The organism is Streptomyces litmocidini (genome assembly GCF_014649755.1).
Taxonomy (GTDB): domain Bacteria; phylum Actinomycetota; class Actinomycetes; order Streptomycetales; family Streptomycetaceae; genus Streptomyces; species Streptomyces litmocidini.
The window spans coordinates 23,977-44,057 of record NZ_BMTQ01000015.1 but is presented as its reverse complement, the minus strand read 5'-3'; the positions used below and the strand labels follow the sequence as shown (position 1 = coordinate 44,057).

13 protein-coding genes and 3 pseudogenes are annotated in these 20,081 nt (G+C 72.0%); 9 read left to right on the top strand and 7 right to left on the bottom strand.

Annotated elements, in window-relative coordinates; all coding sequences use genetic code 11:
- Nucleotides 1–73: 73 nt before the first annotated feature.
- Entirely contained in the window at nucleotides 74–1,219 is a 1,146-nt protein-coding gene (locus tag IE180_RS27350) for an SMI1/KNR4 family protein (RefSeq protein ID WP_190159630.1), read from the bottom strand.
- A 491-nt stretch (nucleotides 1,220–1,710) separates the two neighbouring features.
- Here IE180_RS27350 and IE180_RS27345 point away from each other — a divergent pair, with 491 nt between their 5' ends.
- Nucleotides 1,711–2,022: a trypco2 family protein gene (locus tag IE180_RS27345; protein WP_190159629.1), complete on the top strand. Its 312-nt coding sequence runs from the start codon at nucleotides 1,711–1,713 to the stop codon at nucleotides 2,020–2,022.
- Nucleotides 2,023–2,106: 84 nt separating this feature from the next.
- The gene (locus tag IE180_RS27340) at nucleotides 2,107–6,333 is read left to right on the top strand and encodes a trypsin-like peptidase domain-containing protein (RefSeq protein ID WP_190159628.1); all 4,227 of its coding nucleotides are present in this window, start codon (nucleotides 2,107–2,109) and stop codon (nucleotides 6,331–6,333) included.
- 272 nt (nucleotides 6,334–6,605) lie between these two features.
- Here IE180_RS27340 and IE180_RS27335 read toward each other — a convergent pair whose 3' ends face one another.
- Nucleotides 6,606–6,995 carry a hypothetical protein gene (locus IE180_RS27335; RefSeq protein ID WP_190159627.1) on the bottom strand — a complete coding sequence of 130 codons (390 nt, stop codon included), beginning with the start codon at nucleotides 6,993–6,995 and terminating at the stop codon, nucleotides 6,606–6,608.
- A 300-nt stretch (nucleotides 6,996–7,295) separates the two neighbouring features.
- Between IE180_RS27335 and IE180_RS37415 the strand changes: the two are divergent.
- Both IE180_RS37415 and IE180_RS27325 read left to right on the top strand, forming a co-directional pair.
- Nucleotides 7,296–7,874 (top strand): annotated as a pseudogene (locus IE180_RS37415) (transposase); the annotation flags it as partial.
- Between the two features lie 64 nt (nucleotides 7,875–7,938).
- Nucleotides 7,939–8,301, top strand: a complete 363-nt coding sequence (locus tag IE180_RS27325; protein ID WP_190159626.1) for a hypothetical protein — start codon at nucleotides 7,939–7,941, stop codon at nucleotides 8,299–8,301.
- Between the two features lie 42 nt (nucleotides 8,302–8,343).
- Here the strand turns inward: IE180_RS27325 and IE180_RS37255 are convergent, their stop codons facing one another.
- Both IE180_RS37255 and IE180_RS27320 read right to left on the bottom strand, forming a co-directional pair.
- A complete protein-coding gene (locus IE180_RS37255; protein ID WP_268255493.1) occupies nucleotides 8,344–8,466 on the bottom strand; it encodes a hypothetical protein in 123 nt (40 codons plus the stop codon).
- A 195-nt stretch (nucleotides 8,467–8,661) separates the two neighbouring features.
- Entirely contained in the window at nucleotides 8,662–9,369 is a 708-nt protein-coding gene (locus tag IE180_RS27320; RefSeq protein ID WP_190159625.1) for a DUF4232 domain-containing protein, read from the bottom strand.
- 549 nt (nucleotides 9,370–9,918) lie between these two features.
- On the opposite strand from IE180_RS27320, the pseudogene IE180_RS27315 reads away from it, so the two are divergent.
- Nucleotides 9,919–10,635 (top strand): annotated as a pseudogene (locus IE180_RS27315) (IS5 family transposase).
- Nucleotides 10,636–10,676: 41 nt separating this feature from the next.
- Nucleotides 10,677–11,359 (top strand): annotated as a pseudogene (locus IE180_RS27310) (IS701 family transposase).
- Here IE180_RS27310 and IE180_RS27305 read toward each other — a convergent pair.
- Both IE180_RS27305 and IE180_RS27300 read right to left on the bottom strand, forming a co-directional pair.
- Complete coding sequence (locus tag IE180_RS27305) at nucleotides 11,283–11,888, bottom strand: GPP34 family phosphoprotein (protein WP_190159624.1); 606 nt, start codon at nucleotides 11,886–11,888, stop codon at nucleotides 11,283–11,285. The pseudogene IE180_RS27310 and the gene IE180_RS27305 sit on opposite strands and share 77 nt — an antisense overlap.
- A 212-nt stretch (nucleotides 11,889–12,100) precedes the next feature.
- On the bottom strand, nucleotides 12,101–15,001 hold the full coding sequence (locus tag IE180_RS27300; RefSeq protein ID WP_190159623.1) for a LuxR C-terminal-related transcriptional regulator: 2,901 nt from the start codon (nucleotides 14,999–15,001) through the stop codon (nucleotides 12,101–12,103).
- Nucleotides 15,002–15,653: 652 nt separating this feature from the next.
- On the opposite strand from IE180_RS27300, the gene IE180_RS27295 reads away from it, so the two are divergent.
- On the top strand, nucleotides 15,654–17,261 hold the full coding sequence (locus IE180_RS27295; protein ID WP_190159622.1) for a S8 family peptidase: 1,608 nt from the start codon (nucleotides 15,654–15,656) through the stop codon (nucleotides 17,259–17,261).
- Nucleotides 17,262–17,691: 430 nt separating this feature from the next.
- Here IE180_RS27295 and IE180_RS27290 read toward each other — a convergent pair whose 3' ends face one another.
- Nucleotides 17,692–17,865 carry a hypothetical protein gene (locus IE180_RS27290; RefSeq protein WP_190159764.1) on the bottom strand — a complete coding sequence of 58 codons (174 nt, stop codon included), beginning with the start codon at nucleotides 17,863–17,865 and terminating at the stop codon, nucleotides 17,692–17,694.
- A gap of 12 nt (nucleotides 17,866–17,877) precedes the next feature.
- Between IE180_RS27290 and IE180_RS27285 the strand changes: the two genes are divergently transcribed.
- Nucleotides 17,878–18,006 (top strand): hypothetical protein, encoded by a 129-nt coding sequence (locus IE180_RS27285; RefSeq protein ID WP_373302830.1) that lies wholly within the window; start codon nucleotides 17,878–17,880, stop codon nucleotides 18,004–18,006.
- A gap of 430 nt (nucleotides 18,007–18,436) precedes the next feature.
- On the top strand, nucleotides 18,437–19,783 hold the full coding sequence (locus IE180_RS27280) for a tachylectin-related carbohydrate-binding protein (protein ID WP_190159621.1): 1,347 nt from the start codon (nucleotides 18,437–18,439) through the stop codon (nucleotides 19,781–19,783).
- Nucleotides 19,784–20,081 lie beyond the last annotated feature (298 nt).

The window sequence follows — 20,081 nt, the reverse complement described above, 5'->3', positions numbered from 1 at the left end:
AGATCCTCAGTGAGCGCTTCGTCTGGCGATAACCGCCATATGAAGCGCTCGCGCGGAACCGAAACCCCTGGGGTCAGTCCTGATCTTGGCCGTACTGGGCCGCGTACCAACTGGAGTCGATGGCGGGGTTGCGCAACGCCCCCCAGAATCGGTCGTCAGGTATCGGTGGCAGGGGCTGATTGCCCAGGTCCGCATGCAGATCCGCACGCCAGTCGAGAGTGAAGTGACTCCGGGTCTCCGCGCTCTCGCACACGGACCTGTACGGGGACCCCCAGATCCCGAGGGCTATTTTCTCCGCGGCCCACCTGCGCGTGTGGTCTCGGCCGGTGTCGGCCTGTGTGAGCACCGAGCGGAGTCGCAAGGCGAGCGGGCCGGTCTGGTCCGGCTGCGGCGGGGCCACACCGCACTCCCACGCGTCCAGGGCTGTCTTGACCTCCGGGTAGTTGTTCAGGCCCGTTTCGACCGCCAGTCTGCGCAGCTGCTTCCGCGCGGCGTCGACCACCTGCTCATACGGCAGGACTGCGATCAGCGCACCGAGTTCCTCATGCCCGTTCAGGTGGCTCACGTGGAGGAGGTCGGTGGGACTGTAGGACAGGTTCAGCTCTGGCAGCTGCTCATCCGGTGCGGGAAGGGGCTCGTCGGCACTGTACTGCGGCCTGGCAGGCGGACGCCCCTCCCAGAACAGCCGGCCGTTGAAGGTGACGACACCGGCGTCCTGGCCGCACTCAAGCGTGCCGGCCAGTTCGGCCAGATACCCACCCAGCGAGTCGGCCTGCCCGAAACTGGTGCCGGTCTCGTCGAAGAACCGTCCGATCGCACCGAAGGAGTCCCGCCCGGTGCGGCAATCCATCAGAAGACCGTCCGACGTCACGTCGTAAGAACCGAACTTCACGTAATCGTGAAGCCAGTAGTCCTCGGCCTCCCCGTCGAGGCCCTGGTCGATGCCTCGCATGAACCCGGTGTCCCCGAGGATTCCGCTCACTCCGAGCAGCCGGTCGCCCGTGCCGAACCGGAAAGCCTCAGGTCCCTCCAGCGCCCCGTTGTGCCGGAGGAGCGAAGCGACCAGGTCCGGAGGAAAGGTGACCCCCAGTTCCTGTTGCGCTGCTGCGATCTCTTCGTCTGCTGCGGGCGGCCGAAGCGTGGCAAACGTGCGGGGCGCGTGCTCGCGCAGCCACGCGTCGATGCGAGTCCATGAGTCCTGGACCAGGTCTGATGTCATAGGGCCGACCTTAGAACCAGCGGCTGACAACAGCTTGATCGTCGCTCACCGGCCTTGCCGCCGGGTTGGCGATCAGGCCGGCAAGCTTCGAGTGACCCCTTGTCCCGGCTCACCAAGCTGCTGGCACCGGACGCTGCAGCCGCCCACTCGACGCTGAAGCGCTCAGTCGTAATCACCCGATCGGTGGCCAACTCGAAGAAGCTCAGTCATTGTGGGGCCTGTTCGGCGGCCGGACCGCTGGACGGGACCGACGGGGTGGCGGGGCTGTCGGTGCGCGGGCCGCACCGCCCGGAACTCATCACCCGACCGGGCCGGCCCGACCCGCCTGCCCGCAGGCGGAACGCACCTGTCGTCGACGGGTTGCCGAGCCGATGCGGACGCGGCCTCCGCCCGGCCGGAGGCGGGCCGCGAGTGCGCGCGGAGCCGTCGGTTCCCACCCACCGCCCTTGTAGGATCCCGTCCTGACGTCGAAATGCGCAAGGGAGACGATCGTGGTTGAACTGGCGGATCTGATAGGCGAGTTGCGGAGCCAACTGGCAGTCGCCATGAGCGACGGCGCGGACGAGGCGGTGCGGTTCGAGCTCGGTCCCGTCGAGGTGGAGGCGACCGTCGCCGTCAGCCGCGAGGGAGGTGCGGACGCCAAGGTGCGCCTGTGGGTCGTCGACACCGCGGCCAACGGCAAGCACTCCCGCGCCGAGACGCAACGGATCACCGTCACGCTGCTGCCGAAGGCCGCCGTTCCGGGGCAGGCCCGGACGGGAACGTTGCTCATCGGCGGTGACGAAGTCGAGGGAGAGCGGTGAGAAGGGCGGGGAGCGGGCGGTGAACGGGCGTCCGGGCGAGCGCGTCGGCCGCACGGCGAACGGCCCGTCCACCGGCCTGGCACGGTGCGCGACGGGGGTGGCCTGGTGCTGACGGCGGCGCTCGTGGCCGAGGTCGTCGCCGACACCGCCGACGGCAGCCGGGGGCGGCGCGGTTCGGGGTATCTGGTGACGCCCGGCCGGGTACTGACCGCCGCGCACATCGTCGGTGGGGCGTCGGGCGTCCGCGTCCGTTTCCAGGCGGACCGGTCCGACGAGCGGGTCGTCGAGGCACGCATCGCGTGGATGCATCAGGGAATCGACATCGCCGTACTCGCGATCGAAGACACCGCGGGCGACACCGCACCCGTCTCGTACGGCCGGCTCGGCGAGCAGGACGTCGTGGTCCGCTGCACCGCTCTGGGTTTCCCACGCTTCAAACTGCGTACCGACGAGGACGGTTCGCGCTTCCGGGACGCGGAACACCTGCAGGCGAGCTGCGCCGCCTTGTCCAACCGGCGCGAGGGGACCCTCGATCTCAGCGTCGACTCGCCCCCACCGGACGGCTGGGAGGGAATGTCCGGCGCGGCCGTCTTCAGCAGCAGACACCTGATCGGTGTCGTCACCCGCCATCACCTGTCCGACGGTCCCGGGCGCATCGCGGCCGGCCGGGTGGACCGGTGGGCGCAAGCCCTGACGCCCGGGGAACTCGACAAACTGGAAGAGGTGTTGAAAACCCGGCTGCGTCCACCGATGCTGCCGGACGTCATACCTCCTACCCCGCAGGACCTCCGCCAGGAGTCCTATCGCGCCTACCTGGGTGACTTCGCGCCGACGGACCTGAAGGACCGCCGCTCCGAGCTCGCGTCCCTCGTCGAATTCTGCGGCGGCAGCGAGCCCTACCTGTGGATCCAGGGCCCGCCGTGGGCGGGCAAGACCGCGCTCGTCGCGTGGTTCGCCCTCCACCCGCCGCGCGGGGTGATCCCGGTCTGGCATTTCGTCACCGCACGCTACGCCGGGCAGGCCGACAGCCGCTCTTACTTCGAAGCCCTCCTGGATCAGCTCGCCGCGATCGCCGGACGCGAACCGTCGGTCCGGTCCACGTCACCCGCCCACGGCGGGGAACTCAGCCTGCTGTTGCGTCAGGCGGCCGAACGCGCGCACGGGGACGGACGCACCCTGCTGCTCGTCGTCGACGGTCTCGACGAGGACCAGTCGCTCCAGCCCACCGGTTCGGGTCCGAGCATCGCCTCCCTGCTGCCCGAGCGTCTCCCGCCGGGCGTCCGTCTCCTGGTCACGAGCCGGCCTGGTCCCGGCGTACCGGCCGACGTCGCAGGCAACCACCCGCTGCGGACGTGCCGGGTGCTGTCCTTGACCGCGAACGCCGCGGCGCTGCACACCGAACACGAGGCGCGGCACGAACTGCGCACCGCCCTGAGCAGCGCCGGCACGGAACGCGACCTGGTCGCGTTGTTCACCGCGGCGGGCGGACCGCTGAAGGTCGAGGACCTGTGCGGTCTCACCGGCGAACCGGAGTTCGCCCTGCGCCACCTGCTGGACAGCCGCTTCGGCCGCATCCTGCAGCGCAGCGGCAGCGTCCCGAAGGAACCGTCCGGGGACAGCACGGACCTCGCCAGGAGCGACCGCGGCCACGTCCTGGCCCACGAGACCCTGCTCGTGGTGGCCCGGCGGGAATTCGGCCAGGACCTCGCGCCCTACCGGGAACGGCTGCACGCCTGGGCGGCCGCCTACGCCCGGCAGGGATGGCCGTCCACCACCCCGGCCTACCTGCTGCAGCCCTACGGCCGCATGGCCGCCGCACTGACCGGCCCCGAGAACGTCCGCCTTGCCGTCGCGCTCGCCACGGACCCCGCGCGGCACGCGCGGCTGCACGCCGCGACGCAGAACGACGCGGCGTGCCTCGCCGAGATCGCCGCGGTCCACGACAACGTGCGCCGGTCAGGCACGGAGGACTTGAACGCGCTGACGACACTGGCGGTGGCGGGCGACCTGCTGGCCCGCCGCAACGAGGAGCTGCACCTGGACGCACCGGCGGTCTACGGACGACTTGGCAGGGTCCGGTTCGCCACAGGGCTGGCCCGCAGCGTCTTCCACCCGCTGAACCGAGGCATCGCCCTGGCGAAGCTGGCCCGTGCCGTGGCCGAGTCGGGTGACCGGCGTGCGGTGGGCCTGGCGGAGGAGGCCGTACGGCTGATCGACGCAGAACTCGGGGGACTCCACCCCAGGACGGCGACGCACTCCTGGTGGCGGGCGAAGGGCATACAGGCCGGCGCGCTCGCGGCGACCGGCCAGGCGGAGCAGGCTGTCCTCCTGCTCTCGGAACTGCCCCGCCCCTCGACCTCCGAGGACGCGACGGGTCTCGTCACGGCCGTGACCCTCGCCGCCGAATTCGTCCGGGACGCAGAGGCCATGGACGGGCCTCTGCGCGCCGCGGAAGGCATCCTCGACGAGGTCGACCACCGGGTGGTCCGCGCCGAACTCCTGGCGGGCATCGCACAGGCGTGGGCGGACTGCAACCGCCCGCAGGAACGAGACCGCGTCCACGACACACTGCTCGACCTCGTCAGATCGGCCCCCGCGCATCACCGGTTCGTGCCCGTCGCCGTCAACGCCTTGCGCCCCACGCGCCCCGAGGCGGCGCAGCAACTGCTGGCGCGGGCCCTGGGGGAGGGCACGACGCGCGCGCCCGGGCGGTTCGCTCGCACACCCGAAATCGTCTACGCCCTGGTCGCCACGCGCAGCATGGACGAGGTGCAGCGCCTCCTGCAGAAGACGGGACGTGGCGACGCACCGCTGCCCGGGAGCCCCGAGACGTTCGACGAACGGGCGATCGCGGAGTACCTGGCCGAGGGATGGGCGCGCGAGGGCGGGACCGAAGCCGCGTGGAACGCGCTCGCGGCCACGTGGAGCGGCGGGGCCCCCTACGAAGGCGGCGGCGCGGCGACCGTTGCCGGGCTGCTCGCTGAGGCCGGGCGGAGCGAGGAGGCCGAGGCCTGGCTGGCCACAGCCACGGACATCCCGCGAAAAGCCGCCGCCGAGGCGTTGTCGGCACTGGCTCTGCACCATGTGGCGAACGCCCCGGAGCGTGCCCTGCGGCTGCTGGAACTGGCTGTGCACGGCTTCCCGGGCCGGCGGCGGGAGCTCTCCCTCTACCAGCAGAACCAGTTCGTCGAGCTCGCGGCCGGGATGGCGTCGGCGGGACGCCGCCACGACGCCGAGCGCCTGGTCGCCGCACTCACCGACAAGGCCGTGCAGGCCCGTGGCTGGAGCGTCGTCTCCCTCGCAGTCCGACCGGTGAGCCGGCTCCGCGCCCTACGGTTTGCCCGGCGTGCTCTTTCGCTGCTGCCCGAGAACGTCGACTCGGGCGAGTCCCCCGGCGCAGGCACCGCGGTCGCCCAGGCCCTGATGCGCGCCGGCGCGGTGCGCAGCGCACTGCGCGTTTTCACGGAGCACGCGCCCACCAGCGCACGCTCCGAGTCCTTCATGTGCCGGATGAGGATCCGCCTGATACCGGCGCTTTGGGCGCACGACCCGCGTGCGGCGGGCCGCATGGCTGACGAAGTACTCCGAAGCCTGACCGAGGACGAGGACGAGTTCGTGCTCGTCGCCGAACTGCTCGCCGCCATCGGCCACCGGGACGCGGCACGTGCCTCGGCGGTGACGGAACTGCTCACAGAGCGGTCTCCCCGCTCTTACCGCTTCTACCTCGACCGTTCACGGCAACGGTGGAGGCCCGCATTCAGGTATCCCACCCCGCACTGGGTCGACCTCATGCTGGCCTGCCTGCTGGAGGCCACCACGGACCCCGACCACGCGCGTCGCGACCATCTCGACCCCCTGGCCGACGAGCACGGCGACGCGCGGATCCCCGCCCCGCAGGCAGGGGCATTCGCACTCGCGTACACGGCGCTCGACGACCACGACGCGGCAGCGGCCCAGGCCGGCCGCAGCCGCGGCGAGATCGGGCGCGCGGAGGTACGCGCACGTCTTGCGGCGTATGCCGCCTGCCTGCCGACCGATGCGGCGGCACCGCTCTTCGAGGGGTGGGACGACGTCCTGCCCCTCTTCCACCGGCTGACTTCCTTGCTCCTGCCCCCGCCCTCGGGCCCCGACATCCCTCGCGCCCAAGCCCTGTTGACGGAGGCGCTCACCGCCGAAGGCTGGCACCACGCCGTCCCGGTCCTCACGCACCTGGCCCCTGAGGCCCTCCTGCGGGCCGGGGAGATGGTGCTCGCGGAACTCGACGGCCGTCGGCAGGACACGGTGCCCGAGGGCGTCGGTACAGAGGGCTGAACACAGGCCGTTCCCATGGGCGGAGATGTGGACCACCACTCCGCGCCGCCGGTGACCACCCCCACAGGGGCCACCCGGCGTATGCCCACCCGACCACGGAGCCGGACGGGAAGGGGCCCTCAGAGAGATACCTGAGGGCCCCTTCCCGTGATGTCAGCGGCTGACGCTGACCGTGATGCCGCCGGCGGCGAGGGCGGCCGGTCAGAGTGGGGACGACGGCGACTGGACGATCAATTCCAAGGAACGCCTGTCGAGGGCGCAAGGGCGGGGGATCAAGCGTCGGGGTCGACTTCGGGATGCGTGAACCGTACGGGCTTGCCCAGCGACCGGGCGTAGGCGATTTCGGCTCGGGTGCTGTCTCCGATGTAGTCGCCGACTACGAGTACCTCGTCAGCGAGCCGGATCTTCGCCCGGTGCAGGTCGTCGAGCCGAACCTTCAGCGCCTCGGCTTCGACGGGATCGGACCAAAGTGCATGCGGCGACTTCATGTCACAGCCCGGTTTGACGACGATCTTTCCGGCTTTGGTCTCTCGCAGATCGGTCTCGGTCATCTCGGTCATGAAGCGGGTGGACCCACAGATCACGACGATACGCGGGAGGTTCAACTGCTTCTTCGCGTCGGCGAGTTTCTCCTCGGGGGTGAGCGGTTGCGGGTATGACACTGGTTCCTCCTGGTGGTGGGGTCCAAGGGGTGCCCGCGAGGACGAGAACGAGGTCTCCAAGACTGTCTTATGACGCCGGCGTCATGCCCAGTTGATGCCGAGTTCTCGTGGTGCGTCGATGTCCAGAGGCAGGCTTTCTGATCATCGGTCAAGTGTCTGAGCCGTGGTTATCGGTTTGCAGTGTGGCGGCGTTCAAGGGGCACGGCTGTCTTGGTACTGAACTTGATCGAGTGATGTCGGTGCCGTTCGTCTGACAGCCGGCCGTGGGCACCGATAGCCGTTGGGTGTCAGGCATGCGGAAGGCGACGGGCTGACCGACGCCGAGAGGACCACGCGGGAGCGGTTACGGCTCCAGCCCGTGGAGCGTTTCGAGGGCGGGCAGAAGAACGCGGAGATCGCCGCAGCTGCGGATCAGCGTGCGGTCGGTCGAGCGGTGGCGCCGGGCCCGGCGCGAGGGCCAAGCCGGGCCGGCGTTCCCGGCTCGTCTGTGCGATCCGCGCGTACCGGGGCCGCGAGGAAGAGCCGAAGGGCTTTGGCCGGCGTGACTTCCGCGACCTGGTCGTCCGTGCCCGGATCCAGCTCGGCGGACCGATCGTGCTGGTCCGGGACGACGTCCGTCTCCACCTGACGGTCGGCATGAGGGAATTCATCGAGGCGAACGCCGCGTGGCTGACCGTGTTCCAGCTCCCGGCCTATGCTCCTGACCCCGATCCGACCGAGGGCGTCTGGGCGCTGGTGAAGCGCGACCCGGGCAACCTGACCGCCGCGGATCCCGGCGAGATCACCGGGGCCGTGAAGCGCAAACTGAAGATGCTGCAGTACCGGCCGGAGGCCATCGACGGCCGCCTGGCCGGAACCGACCTGGCCCTGGACCTGTGAGCGTCGGGTCGACGGACCCGGAATTGGCCGAAGCCCAAAGCTGCTGCTCAGCTACGGTGGCGGCATGACTGACAGCCTGCCCGAGGACGTAGCCGACATGCTTGACCTCGTCCTGAACCCGGACGAGCCTGTTCACGTCGCCCTCCGACGGCAGGTGCCCCGACTCAGGGTGCAATCCCGCTGTGAGTGCGGTTGCGGCACTGCCTACTTCGACCTTGACGCCGACGCGGTGGAGCCCGCGCCAACGGGCCCCGGCACCGTCGTGGCTGCCGACGTACAGCTGTTCACCGAAACCGGCGAGTGCCCTGGCGAGGTCCTGGTGTTCGCGCAAGGCGGCTACCTCTCATGGCTGGAGGTCTGCTCTTGGAGCGATGACGTCGAGGTGACTCTCGCCGCGGCGCGGCGCTGGCTACAGCCATCGTCCTGAACCCGAGCCGGCAACAGCCGGCGGTCCCGGACCCTGACGCCGTCACCACGAGCCGACCGACATCACGAGTTCGAGTTCAGCAGCGTGGTGCGGCGGTTCGGGAAGGAAGGCGCCGATCGCCTCGGTACGGATCTCGGGAGACGACGCCGGCACCGAGGAGGTCACGGGGCGTCCGCTCGGCGACCTGGGATGACCCGATGCCTCCCGGTTCGACCTGGGAGGCATCGGCACCGCACGCGGGCAGGAGCGCTTCGCGCTGCTGGTCTCCGGGGTGGCGGAAGGATGGGGGCGTGCGTTCAACATCACGGTGGTGCCTTCCCGCAGCGGTTCCTGAGCGGGGCCGGCGGGGTGGGGGCGGGGTCAGCCGGCCGGTGAGTCGCTGACCTTGCCCACCGGGCTGATCTCCAGCTTCCCGCCGTCCTTGCCGTCGGTGACGGGGAGCGTGCCCGCCGGCCACTTCAGGGTGACGTGCTTGGTCTCGTTCGGGGGCGTCACCACGATGTCGGTCGGCTGCACCCCAGAGCCGCCGCTGTTGTTGACGGGGAACGTGATGTTGAAGGCGGCGGTCTCGCCCTCCTTGAGGATCTGCGGCAGGGCCTGCTCGCCGTTGCGGTCCACGGAGAAGGTGTCGCCCAGGGACGTCTTCAGGTCGACACCCGCGAAGCCGCTGATGCGGCAGTCGCTGCCGCCGCTGTTCTTGAAGGAGACGGTGACGACGCCTTCCGTCTTGTCCGTGGTGTTGTCGGCGGCGGCGACCTCGAGTTCGTCGGTGCGGCAGATGCCGACCTTGCCGTCGCCGTTGTCACCGGTGCCGGTGCCGGTGCCGGTGCCGGAGCCCTGGTCGCTCCCGCCGGTGCTGGTGCCGGTGCTCTGGTCGCTCCCGCCGGTGCCGGTGCCGGCGCTCTGGTCCGCCTGGTCCGCCCCGCCGGTGCCGCCCGCCTTGTCCGCCGACGCGGTGGGGCTGGTCTGCGTGCCGGCCGACGCGTTGTCGTCGCCGTTGCAGGCGGTGAGCGAGAGTGCGGCCACGAGGCCGATGGCGGCGGCGACGGCCTTGCGGGTGTGCAGCATGATTCCCCCGGGATGAGGTGCGGTCTGGGTGATGCCGTGGTGCGTACTTATTTGTACCGCGCAGTTAGTTACGAACCGTCAGCGATCATGTCCGCGTTCAGTCACAGATGGGACCGGGCTCCGGCGGCTGGAGCCTGTCTGACAAATGGTCACCGAGCGGGGATGTGCTTGCTCGGTCCAATTGCCTTGCCCTCCTGACGTCGGCCAGTGAGTCTGGACTGGTGCCAGGACAAGGGAAGAGAAGGCGGCGGCAAGAGGCCGGGACTCAGCGGCTTGCCGCTCGTACCGCGCCGGACGCGGGGCAGTGGGAAGTGATCGTTGAGACTCGGGACCGGGCCGAGATGCGCACGCAGTTGTGCCGCCTTCGGGAGGCAGGAGTCGACGGGTCGATGATCCGGATCGACACACTGTGCGGTCGTCTGGCACGGCCGACCACCTACCGGCTGAGCCGGTTCGTGACGGACCCCGGGTGGGAGTCCGAGCGTGACCACTCTGATCATTGATCTTGTGGCAGGTCGAGGCGAGTCGACGGACGCGGCGTGGGAGTGAATGGAGCCCCTGTTGCCGCGGGTGGACGGACGCGGCCGTCCACGGCGTGGTCACCGGCAGGTGATCGACGGGGTGCTGTGGCGGCTGTGGACCGGGGCTCCATGGCGCGATCTGCCCGGGCGTTGAGGACCCTGGCAGACCGTCTACGAGCGGTTCGCCCGCTGGGAGGCGGACGGGACCTGGGCGAAGCTGCTGGAACACGTCCAGGTCCGCGACGACGCGGTAGGCCGGGTGCAGTGGACCGTCTCGGTCGACTCCACGGTCGACCGGGCCCACCAGCACGCGGTCGGCGCCCGCGAAAAGGGGCCGCAGACAGGGACGAACTGGAAGATCCGGGCCGCTCGCAAGCACGCCAGGCCCTCGGCCGGTCCCGGGGCGGGCCGACCACCACGGTTCATCTCGCCGTCGACGGCCGGGGCCTCCCGCTGTCCATCGTGCTCACGCCCGGCAACGTCGACGACGCCACCGCCTTCGGCCAGGTCCTCGACAGCATCCGCATCCCGCACGCCGTTGCGGGCCGACCTCGCACGACACCGGTGCGGGTCCTGGGTGGCAAGGCGTATTCCAGCCGGGCGATACGCCACCTGCTGTGGCGCCGGGGCATCGTGGCCACGATCCCCGAACGCCGCGACCAGGTTCGACAAGCTCGCCGATCGCTACCGGGCTGGAATCGTCCTGGCGGCTCTGATCCTGTGGCTCCGCGAACCCGCTGGCTGATCATTTGCCAGACAGGCTCCAGTACTGCAACGGTCTTCGACATGACGGTTGGGCAGGCGGGTCGTTGGTCTGGTCATGGGGGAGAGCTGTCCGATGTCCGGTTGCGGGCGGGTGGACTGAGGGCTCTGCACGAGCGGTTCGTGCACCGTTTCGCCAGGTCGGAGCCGCGTGAATCAGTGCTCGCGTACATGCGGGGACTGATCGCTCCACTCGAGTGGAAGAACGGCTGGACGCTGGGGGAGGAGGCGGGTCATGCGGGCCCGGACCGGATCCACCGGCTGCCGAACCGGATCGACTGGGACGCGGGCGAGGTCCTGGACGAGTGCGCCAGTACGTCGTGGAGCATCTCGGCGACCCGAAGGCGGTGCTGATCGTCGACGACACCGTCTTCCTGAAGAAGGGGATGCGTTCGGCCGGGGTCCAGCGGCAGTGCTCCGGGACCGCGGGCCGGACGGAGAACTGCCAGGTCGGCGTCTTCCTCGCCTACGCCACCGGCCGCGGCCGCACTCTCATCGACCGCCGTCTCTACCTCTTCCGTGAGCCTCCACAGAAAGCGGACCAGAGCCCGTTCTCATCGACGAAGCCAACCGCCCGTACGGCGGCCGTCGCGTCCGCCGCCTCGTGCGCTTCGGCCATGGCCCCCCGCGTCACGGCCCGCGCCAGAGGTTCGCGAAGGCCGCGTTCTCGATGGTGCGCCGCTGGCGCACGGCCTCCAGTTCCATGACCGCGTCGTGCACGGCGGCGACCACGGCCGTGGCCGCGTCGTCGTCGAGGCCCGGCTCCTCGTCGGACGGTTCGGCGCCGATGCCCACGGCCGAGGCGAGGGCCGTCAGGACGGGGTCCCGCCGCTCCCAGCGCTCGACGGCCCTGTGACGGGCCGGTGTGTCGACCGCCTCCACGCGTCGCGCGCCGAACGACAGGCGGCCCGCGGCCTTCGGGGTCAGCTCACCGTCCACCTCCAGCGCGGTCTGGTACGTGGCCGCGAGGTCCGTGCCCCGACGCCACAGCCAGTCCTCGACGCTCTCGTACGGCGTCTGTCGGATGATCCGCGCCCCCGCCTCGCCGAGGATCCGGTCGTCGGAGGCGGGCGCCACACCCGGCACGAGGACGTCGGCCTCCAGGGTGAGGGCTCCGGCGCCGAGGAGGTCGATCAGCTCGGCGCCCGCGAGCGCGAGCGACAGGTCGCCCTGTCCGACGGCGTGCTCCTGCCCGGAGTCCATCGCGATGATGAACAGGTCTCTCGCTGTGGTCATGAACGGCTCCCCTCGGGAGGCATCGACGAAGACGCGCCCCGCCCGCCTCCCGGCCGTGGAGGCCGTCGCGGGTCGGGCACGCTGCCCTTGCCAGTATCATCCCGTCCGGTCGCTCCCGTCATGGACTCCGCCGAATCGCGATCAACGGCCGGGCATCCGGACAGGGGACGGCACGGTCGCGAGGGTGCCCCGGTCCGAGGCGGCCTCCTCCCTCACGGCAGGGCGATGTCGCCCCTCGACGCGGCGTGCTGCTTCCGCATGATGCGGGCCACGTGGTGCTCCACGGTGCGGGTGGACAGCACGAGGCTCTCGGCGATGTCCCGGTTGGCGCGGCCCTGGACGACGAGTCGGGCCACCTCCTCCTCGCGCGGGGACAGCCGGTCGCCGTAGCCGAGGCGGCCCCGGCGGTGGGTGGTGACGATGGCGTGGCGGCGCAGCAGCCGTTGGCAGCGGGCGATGTCCCAGCGGGCGCCCAGGTGCCGGTAGACCTCGACGACGTCCTGGACCCCCTGGGCCGCGGCCTCTCCGTGCAGGTCGAGCAGACACCGCCCGCGGGCCTCCGCGGCGCGGGCGGCGTCGAGCGGGCGGTCCAGCAGGTGCCACCGCTCCTCGGCGTCCGTCAGCAGGGTGACGGCGTCGTCGGGGCGGCCCGCGGCCTCCGCGAGCAGCGCGCGGCACACGGTGAGCGCCGCGCGGGCGGCAGGCGCGTCGGTGTCCGCGGAGCCCGCGGCGAAGTCGGCGACGAGCCGCCGGGCCCGCGCCGTGCGGCCGCTGCCGTGGAGGGCCTCCACCGCGACGGGCAGGACTTCGCTCCCCCACATCCAGCCCCGGGTCCGTTCCATCCGGCGCAGCACGTCCTCCACGGCCTCGCACGCCTGCCCGGGGCGGCCCGCCTCCAGGTGGACGCGGGCGGTGGCGGCGGCCGAGGACGTGAGGATGAAGCCGGTGTCGTAGCAGGCGGTGCGGGCGGCCTCGGCGAGGTCGTGGCGGGCCCGGGGGACGTCGCCGAGTACGTGGAGCGAGGTCAGTCCGCGCACCAGCATCGCCTCGGCGGTCAGGTCGGGTATCTCCTGGTAGAGCCGGGTGGTGCGGTCGGCGGCGGCGTGCAGACCGTCCCAGCGGCCGCTGTGCCAGGCGAGGACCAGTCGGGCGGTGCCGACGAGTCCTTCCAGGTACGGGCTGCTGCTGTCGGCGAGACCGGCGACGGCCTGGTCGAGGAAGTCCCGCGCCTGCGTGCCGTGCCCGAGCGCGCTGGCCGCGTGCGCCAGGTTGGTCCAGCCCCGGGCGTGGTGCGCGGCCTCCATGGCGGATCCGGCCGGCCCGCGCAGCGCCTCCGCCGCGTGCCAGGCGCGCGGGTCGCCGACGAGCATCAGGGCGGTGGCCCGGTTGGCGGCGATGGCGGCCCGGGCGACCGGGTCGGTGACCAGCTCCGTGAGCGTCTCGCCTCGGTCCAGCCAGTGCCGGTGCCGGTCGATGGGCCAGCCCTGGATGGAGGGGATGGCGGCGACCGCCATGGCCCGTGCGGCGGTCTGCGGATCGGACGCCTCCAGGTCGGGGATGGCGCGGGCGACCTCTTCGAGGCTGTCCAGCGCTCCGCCGGTCTGGTTGCGCAGGACCACGCCGAGGTGCAGGCGGATCTCGCCGCGCAGCCGGGGTGGCGGGTCGTCCTCGTCGAGGACGGTGCGCACGGCGGCGACCACCTGCTCGCCGGCCCGCGCCAGTTGGGCGGTGCGGGCCAGTTTCGCGGCGGTGCGCACCCGGCCCTCGGCCCGGGGGTCCTCGACGACGGCCCGGGTGTACAGGCGGGTGGCGGTGGCGTAGTCGCCGGCGGCCGCCGCCCGGTCGGCGGCCACCACCAGGCAGCGCAGGCCCTCGCGGACGTGTCCGGCGGCCGTGTACAGCCGGGCGAGGTCGACGAGCGGCACCGGTCCGTCACCCGCGCGGTGGAGGACGCGGGCCGCGCGCAGACCGAGCCGCGCCGCCCGGGGCCCCGGGACCCGAGCCAGCGCGGCCCGTCGGTCCAGCGGGTGCCGGAAGGACAGCGATGCCCCCTCGGCGCGCAGCACGGACCGTCGTACGCACGCGTCGACCGCCGCTTCGGCCGCCCCGGGCGGGCACTCCGCCACCTCGGCGAGGACGCCGACGGGGGCCGGCCGGCCGAGGACCGCGGCCGCCTCGACGATCCGCCGGGCCTCCTCTCCCAGCGGCGCGCACCGCCGGGCGAACTCCCGGGCCACCCGCCCCGGCACCTCCGCCTCCCGTACGGCGGCGAGCACTGCGGGCTCAGCCGTGCCGTCCTCCGCGCCGGCCGAGAGCAGTTCCCCGACGTCGTCGAGGAGGGCTCCGGCGGCTCCGGGCAGTCCACCGGACAGTTCGTGCACGAGTGCCGCGAGCTCCGGCAGCTCCTCCGGCCGCACCCGCGGGTATCCCGCCGCCCACCGGCGGACGCACTGCTCCGTCTCCTCCGGTGTCCAGGGCCGTACGCGGATCTCCTCGCATCGCCCCGCTGCCGGGGTACGGACGCCGAGGACCGGCAACCCGGGGGCGGCGTCCTCGGTCACGACCAGCCGCAGCCCGGCGGGCAGGTCGTCCGTCAGCCGGTCGAGCAGCCGGAGGGTCGCGGGGTCGGCGAGGTGGACCTCCTCCAGGACCAGCACGGTGTCGCCGAGCGAGGCGAGCAGGGTCGCCACCGCGCGGGGCAGCAGCCCTCGACGTACCTCCGGGTCTGAGGCCGACGCGGGCGGATCCGGCAGGCGGTCGGCCAGTTCGGGCACGACGAGTCCCACGACTCCGGTGACCGGCGGCAGCAGGTCGGCCAGGCCGGGACGGTACGGGAGTCGGGCCAAGGCCGAGGCGACGGCCTCGAGGGGCGGCGGTTCCGCGTCGTCCGGGCATGTCCCGCGCAGCTGCGTCCACTCCGCGAACTCCGGCCCGCCGAGCACCTCGTCCACGAGCCGTGCCGCCCCGGCCCCGGCCTCCCCGCGCACGACGACGACACCGCGCCCCGCGCGCAGGGCCGCCCGGAGCCGCCGTGCCTCCCCGTGCCGGCCGACGAACCCGGCCCCGTCGGAGGGCACTTCGTCGTGTGGCGCATCGAAGGGACGTCTCTCCACGGCTCCGCCTTTCACCGGCCACCCACCCGGCGGCTCCGTCGAACGCCGTGGGAGTCCCTCGGGGACCGGACTCCACGCGTCGCGCCGCGGGCGTGGCCGCGGTGTCCGCCGGGCAGGTGGGTCCACCCGCAGGTGGTCTACCGGCAGCGGGGCCGCCGCCGCAATAGGGGGCGACTACCCACGGAATTCCGTCGGCCCGGCATGGTCTCCGCCGGGCGCCGGGCGGCGACGTCCCGTCCCCACTCTTTGGGTAGCGCTACGCATTGCTGGCCGCCTCCCGGGTGACCGAAGCTCTGGGCGGTCCGGTCGCGCCGTCCCCGTCCACCACGGTCCCCAACCGCTGGAGGCACGAGGAGGCAGTACCCCACGCAGCCGTACGGCGTGACCGGATCCGTGCGTCGCGGAGCCCGCTCCGTACGCCACGTCACCCCGTCCCGCCGTCCCGGCGCCGCCACCAGCGGCGCCCGTACGACCGCCTTCGGCCGACGGATCGTCACGGTCCTTACCCGGACCACCGTCTCGGCCGGCCTGCGGCCATCCTCCGGGCGCGCCCTCCCACCCCTGACGGAGCGTGCCCGGACCCACCGGCGGGGCGGATGCCGCCCTCCGGACATCGACCCCGGTCCGGACACCTCCCACGAAGGAAGCAGTCATGGAGTTCGACGCTCGCGCCCTCCGGCGCCTGCTCGTCATCAGTACCAGTGCCGCCTTGCTCGCCGTGGCCTCCGCGACCGCCGCGGCCACGGCCGCGCCGACACCGCCGAGCGGCGGGGAGAACCGCATCGTCGGCGCGGACCGGCCGGGAGCGGTCGACGGCTCCTACATCGTCACCTTCAAGGGCTCGGTCCCCTCGGCCGACGTGCCCGCCTCCGCCCGGGCCCTGGCCAAGCGCCACGCGGGCAGCCTGCGCTACACCTACACCACCGCCCTGCGCGGCTTCGCCGTCCGCATGACGGAGAGCGAGGCCCAGGAGCTGGCCGCCGAGCCCACCGTGGCCCGCGTGGAGGCCGATGGCGTGGCGTACGCGGTCGACACCCAGCCCTCGCCGCCCTCCTGGGGCCTGGACCGCGTGGACCAGCGCAGCCTTCCCGTGGACTCGAGCTACACCTACGCGACCACCGCCTCCAACGTGAACGCGTACATCGTGGACACCGGCATCCGGATGACCCACCGCGACTTCGGCAACCGCGCGGTCAGCGGCTACGACTTCGTCGACAACGACTCGAACGCCTCCGACTGCCAGGGGCACGGCACCCACGTCGCGGGCACCGTCGGAGGCAGCTCCTACGGCGTCGCCAAGGGCGTCAAGCTCATCGGCGTCCGCGTGCTGAACTGTCAGGGCACCTCGGGCGACACCTGGGCCCCGGTCCTCGCGGGCATCGACTGGGTCACCAAGAACGCGGTCAAGCCCGCCGTGGCCAACATGAGCATCGGCGGCGGAAAGACCCAGTCGGTGAACGACGCCGTCGCGGCCTCCATAGCCTCCGGTGTCACCTGGGTCGTCGCGGCCGGCAACAACAACGCCGACTCGTGCTCCTACTCCCCGTCCTCCACGCCGTCGGCGATCACGGTCGGCGCCACCAACAGCCGCGACGCCCGGGCCTCCGGCTGGTCCAACGGGCAGGGCTCCAACTACGGCACCTGCCTGGACATCTTCGCCCCCGGGGACAGCATCGTCTCCACGTCCAACTCTGGTGACACCGCCTCCCAGACGATGAGCGGCACCTCCATGGCCTCCCCCCACGTCGCGGGCGCGGCCGCCCTGCTGCTCGCCGCGAACCCGACCTGGACCCCGGCCCAGGTCCGCGACAGGCTGGTCGCGGACGCCACGCCCGACAAGGTCACCGACGCCCGCACCGGCTCGCCCAACAAGCTCCTTTACACCGGCGCCGGCGGCACCACCCCGCCGCCCACCGGCAAGAAGTTCGAGAACACCGACGACTACCAGATCCGTGACAACGCCACCGTCGACTCCCCCCTCGCGGTCACCGGAATCACCGGCAACGCCCCCTCGAACCTCGCCGTCACCGTCGACGTCCGCCACACCTACCGCGGCGACGTGAAGCTGGAACTGCTCGCCCCCGACGGCACTGCCTTCCTCCTCAAGGACTACAACTCCAACGACAGCGCCGACGACATCCAGGGCACCTTCACCGTCAACGCCTCCGGCGAGTCCGCCAACGGCACCTGGAAGCTCCGCGCCACCGACAACTGGACCAACGACACCGGCTACATCAACGCCTGGTCGCTCCAGTTCTGACCCGGCGGCCTCCCGCGTGACGCGGGCTCCCGTCCCAGGGGACGGCCCCGTTCCGGCGGACTCCGCCGGAACGGGGCCGTCGCGCCGCGTCCCTGGATCATCGCCGGGCGATGCGGCCCACTGCCGTCAGGTTGGAAGGGGCTCAGTATCCGGCCGAGCGCCGCGCCCGGATCGTGCTGGGGCCCACCGCCGCGGACGGCCACTTCCGCCTGGCCGACGGCACTATGAGCCGCGTTCCCCACCAGGACGCCACCCGCCACATCGCCCCCGCGATGGCCGGCGTCTGGCGCCTGTTCCTCGCCTACGCCAACCGCCGCGGCTGGGAACAGGTCCCCGCCGGAGCGTGGCAGTACCAGGGCAACTCCGGTACCTGGGGACCTGACGGCGAATCAACGCGGCCGGCTCCGGCCGGTCACCTCGCCCGATGGGGTCATGCCGCCCGCTCGGACCACCGCTTGATGAGGCGCTCGCGGCCGTCCAGGGGCTGCTCGATCAGCTTGATCGTTGCCGGACTGTCGGCGACCGCGTAGAGGCCCAGCCAGGTCCGAAACCTCTTGTCGGCGGGATCCTCGGTCTTCCACGTGCCGGTGACGCGGAGGGCCACCTGGGCGGAATCGTGGTGACGCCCCCGAACGAGACCAAGCACGTCACCCTGAAGTGGCCGGCGGGCACGCTCCCCGTCACCGACGGCGGGAAGCGGGAGATCAGCCCGGTGGGCAAGGTCAGCGACTCACCGGCCGGCTGACCCCGCTGTTGACTACGCGCGGTTGCTCCGATCGAACTCGTAAAGCGGGAGTCGTCGGTTCGAACCCCACAGGGGCTCCGGGCGAAAGGTCGGCACAGGGGCGTGATTCCCCGGTGTCGGCCCTTTCGCGTGATCACGGCCGCGCCGCCCACATGCCAGGAAGTCCTGGCATACGTCATCGGAGGTGCCGGCGGGGCCCGTCGTCGCGAAAGTCGCTCCGTCGGAGGAGGCCGTCCCGGGACCCTGGAGCAGGCGGCCGGCCGGACGTCGGAGTCCGTCTTCGTGTCGAAGGCGATGCGCGCTTCGAAATCCTGTGGGAGGGCTCCTGCAACCTTTTGCGGCGTCACGGGGTCGAACGGGCGCAGGGGAAGCGGGGCCACGCTTCCGTCAGCACCAGGTGCCTCCCCATCCGGGGGCCGAGGAGGATTTCGTGGCACGAGTGGGTACGGCCGTGGTCGCGGCGGCGTTGGTCGCGGCCCTGGCGCCGGTGACGTTCGGGAGCGCGGCGGCCGTCGCCGCGCCCGTGCCGACGGTCGCCGGGACGGGCGCCGAGGTCGGGACGGTCGTCCAGGAGGGCGGCCGACTGAAGGTGACGGCGGGTGAGGAAGGGGCGGTGACGCTCCGGTTCACTGCCACGCTGCCGGCGGGCGTCCGGGGGCCGGTGACCGGGGTCCTGCGCCTGCCCGACACGCTGGTCGCGAGTGCGGGCGGCTCGCCGGTGAGCAAGGACGTGATCCGTTCCACCTGCTCCGTCAACGGCGTGGCGTACGGGAAGTGTCTGTGGGACATGCCTTACGTGCGGGCCGGAGAGGAGGAGCCGCCGCCGTCCCTCGCCCTTCCGACGGTGACGGCCGCGGGCACCCTCGCCTACGACGTCACCCTGGACGCGGACCGGACCGCGCTGGTCATGGGTCACCCGGACGCCCGGGTCGAGCTGAAGGACGGCACGGGCGCGGTGGTGGCCGAGGGGACGGTCGGCCTCGACTTCGTTCCCGGGACGCTTCCTCCGAGCCGGCGCGGCGCGCTGCACGCCCGGGACGCGTACGGCGTGCTGTGGCGGTACGAGGGCACGGGCGACGTCACCCGTCCGTTCGCCGCGCGCAAGCGTGTCGGCGGCGGCTGGAACGCGTACACCGCCGTGACCCCGCTGAGGAGCCCCACGGCGGCCGGAGAGGGCGACCTGGTGGCCCGTGACAAGGCGGGTGTCCTCTGGTACTACGAGGAGACGGGGAACCCCGCCGCCCCGTTCGCGCCGCGCCAGCGGGTCGGCGGCGGCTGGAACGTCTACACCGCCATCGTCGGTGACGGCGAGGGCGGTCTGGTCGCCCGGGACAGGGACGGCGTGCTGTGGGAATACGTGCGGAACGACTTCGGCTACTACGGTTACAGCTGGCCGTTCGCGCCGCGCCAGCGGGTCGGCGGCGGCTGGAACGCGTACAACGCTTTCACCAAGTCGGGCGGTTACGGCGGGATTCTGAGCCGTGACGAGGACGGCGTGCTGTGGAAGTACGCATCCCAGGGCTGCTCTCCTTGTGCGCCCTTCGAGCCGAGGCTGCGCGTCGGCGGCGGCTGGAACGTCTACACCGCCATCGCCGGTACGGCCGAACTCGGACGTGACGAGAACCCTGACCTGGTCGCCCGCGACGCCGCCGGGAAGCTCTGGCTCTACCAAGGCGTGCCCCTGCTCACGTCCGGCTCGCACTGGAGCACCGCGGTTCCCGGCCCCACCCGCACCCTCGTCGGCGGCGGCTGGAACGCCTACGACCTGATGTTCTGAGCCTCCCCGCTCCCCCTCCCTCTCTCGTCAAGGGGGTCGTCGGTCCGAACCCCGCCAGGGCTCAGGGCGAAGGGGAGTCCGTGCAGGTCAGGGGCGATTTTCGGTGCGGGCGGGACCCTTCGGGCTGAGTGCTTCGCTGTCCTGCCCGAAGGGTCCCGTGTCCTCGAAGAGCCTCGTCGCCGTCCTCGGCGGTGGTCTCATGTCCGCGTTGCCGCAGCCGCCCCAGGTCGTGAAAGTCACGGACGAAGCGCAGGGAAGCCGGCCCATAGCGAGTAACGCCGGCGGTGGCCTCGGAAGA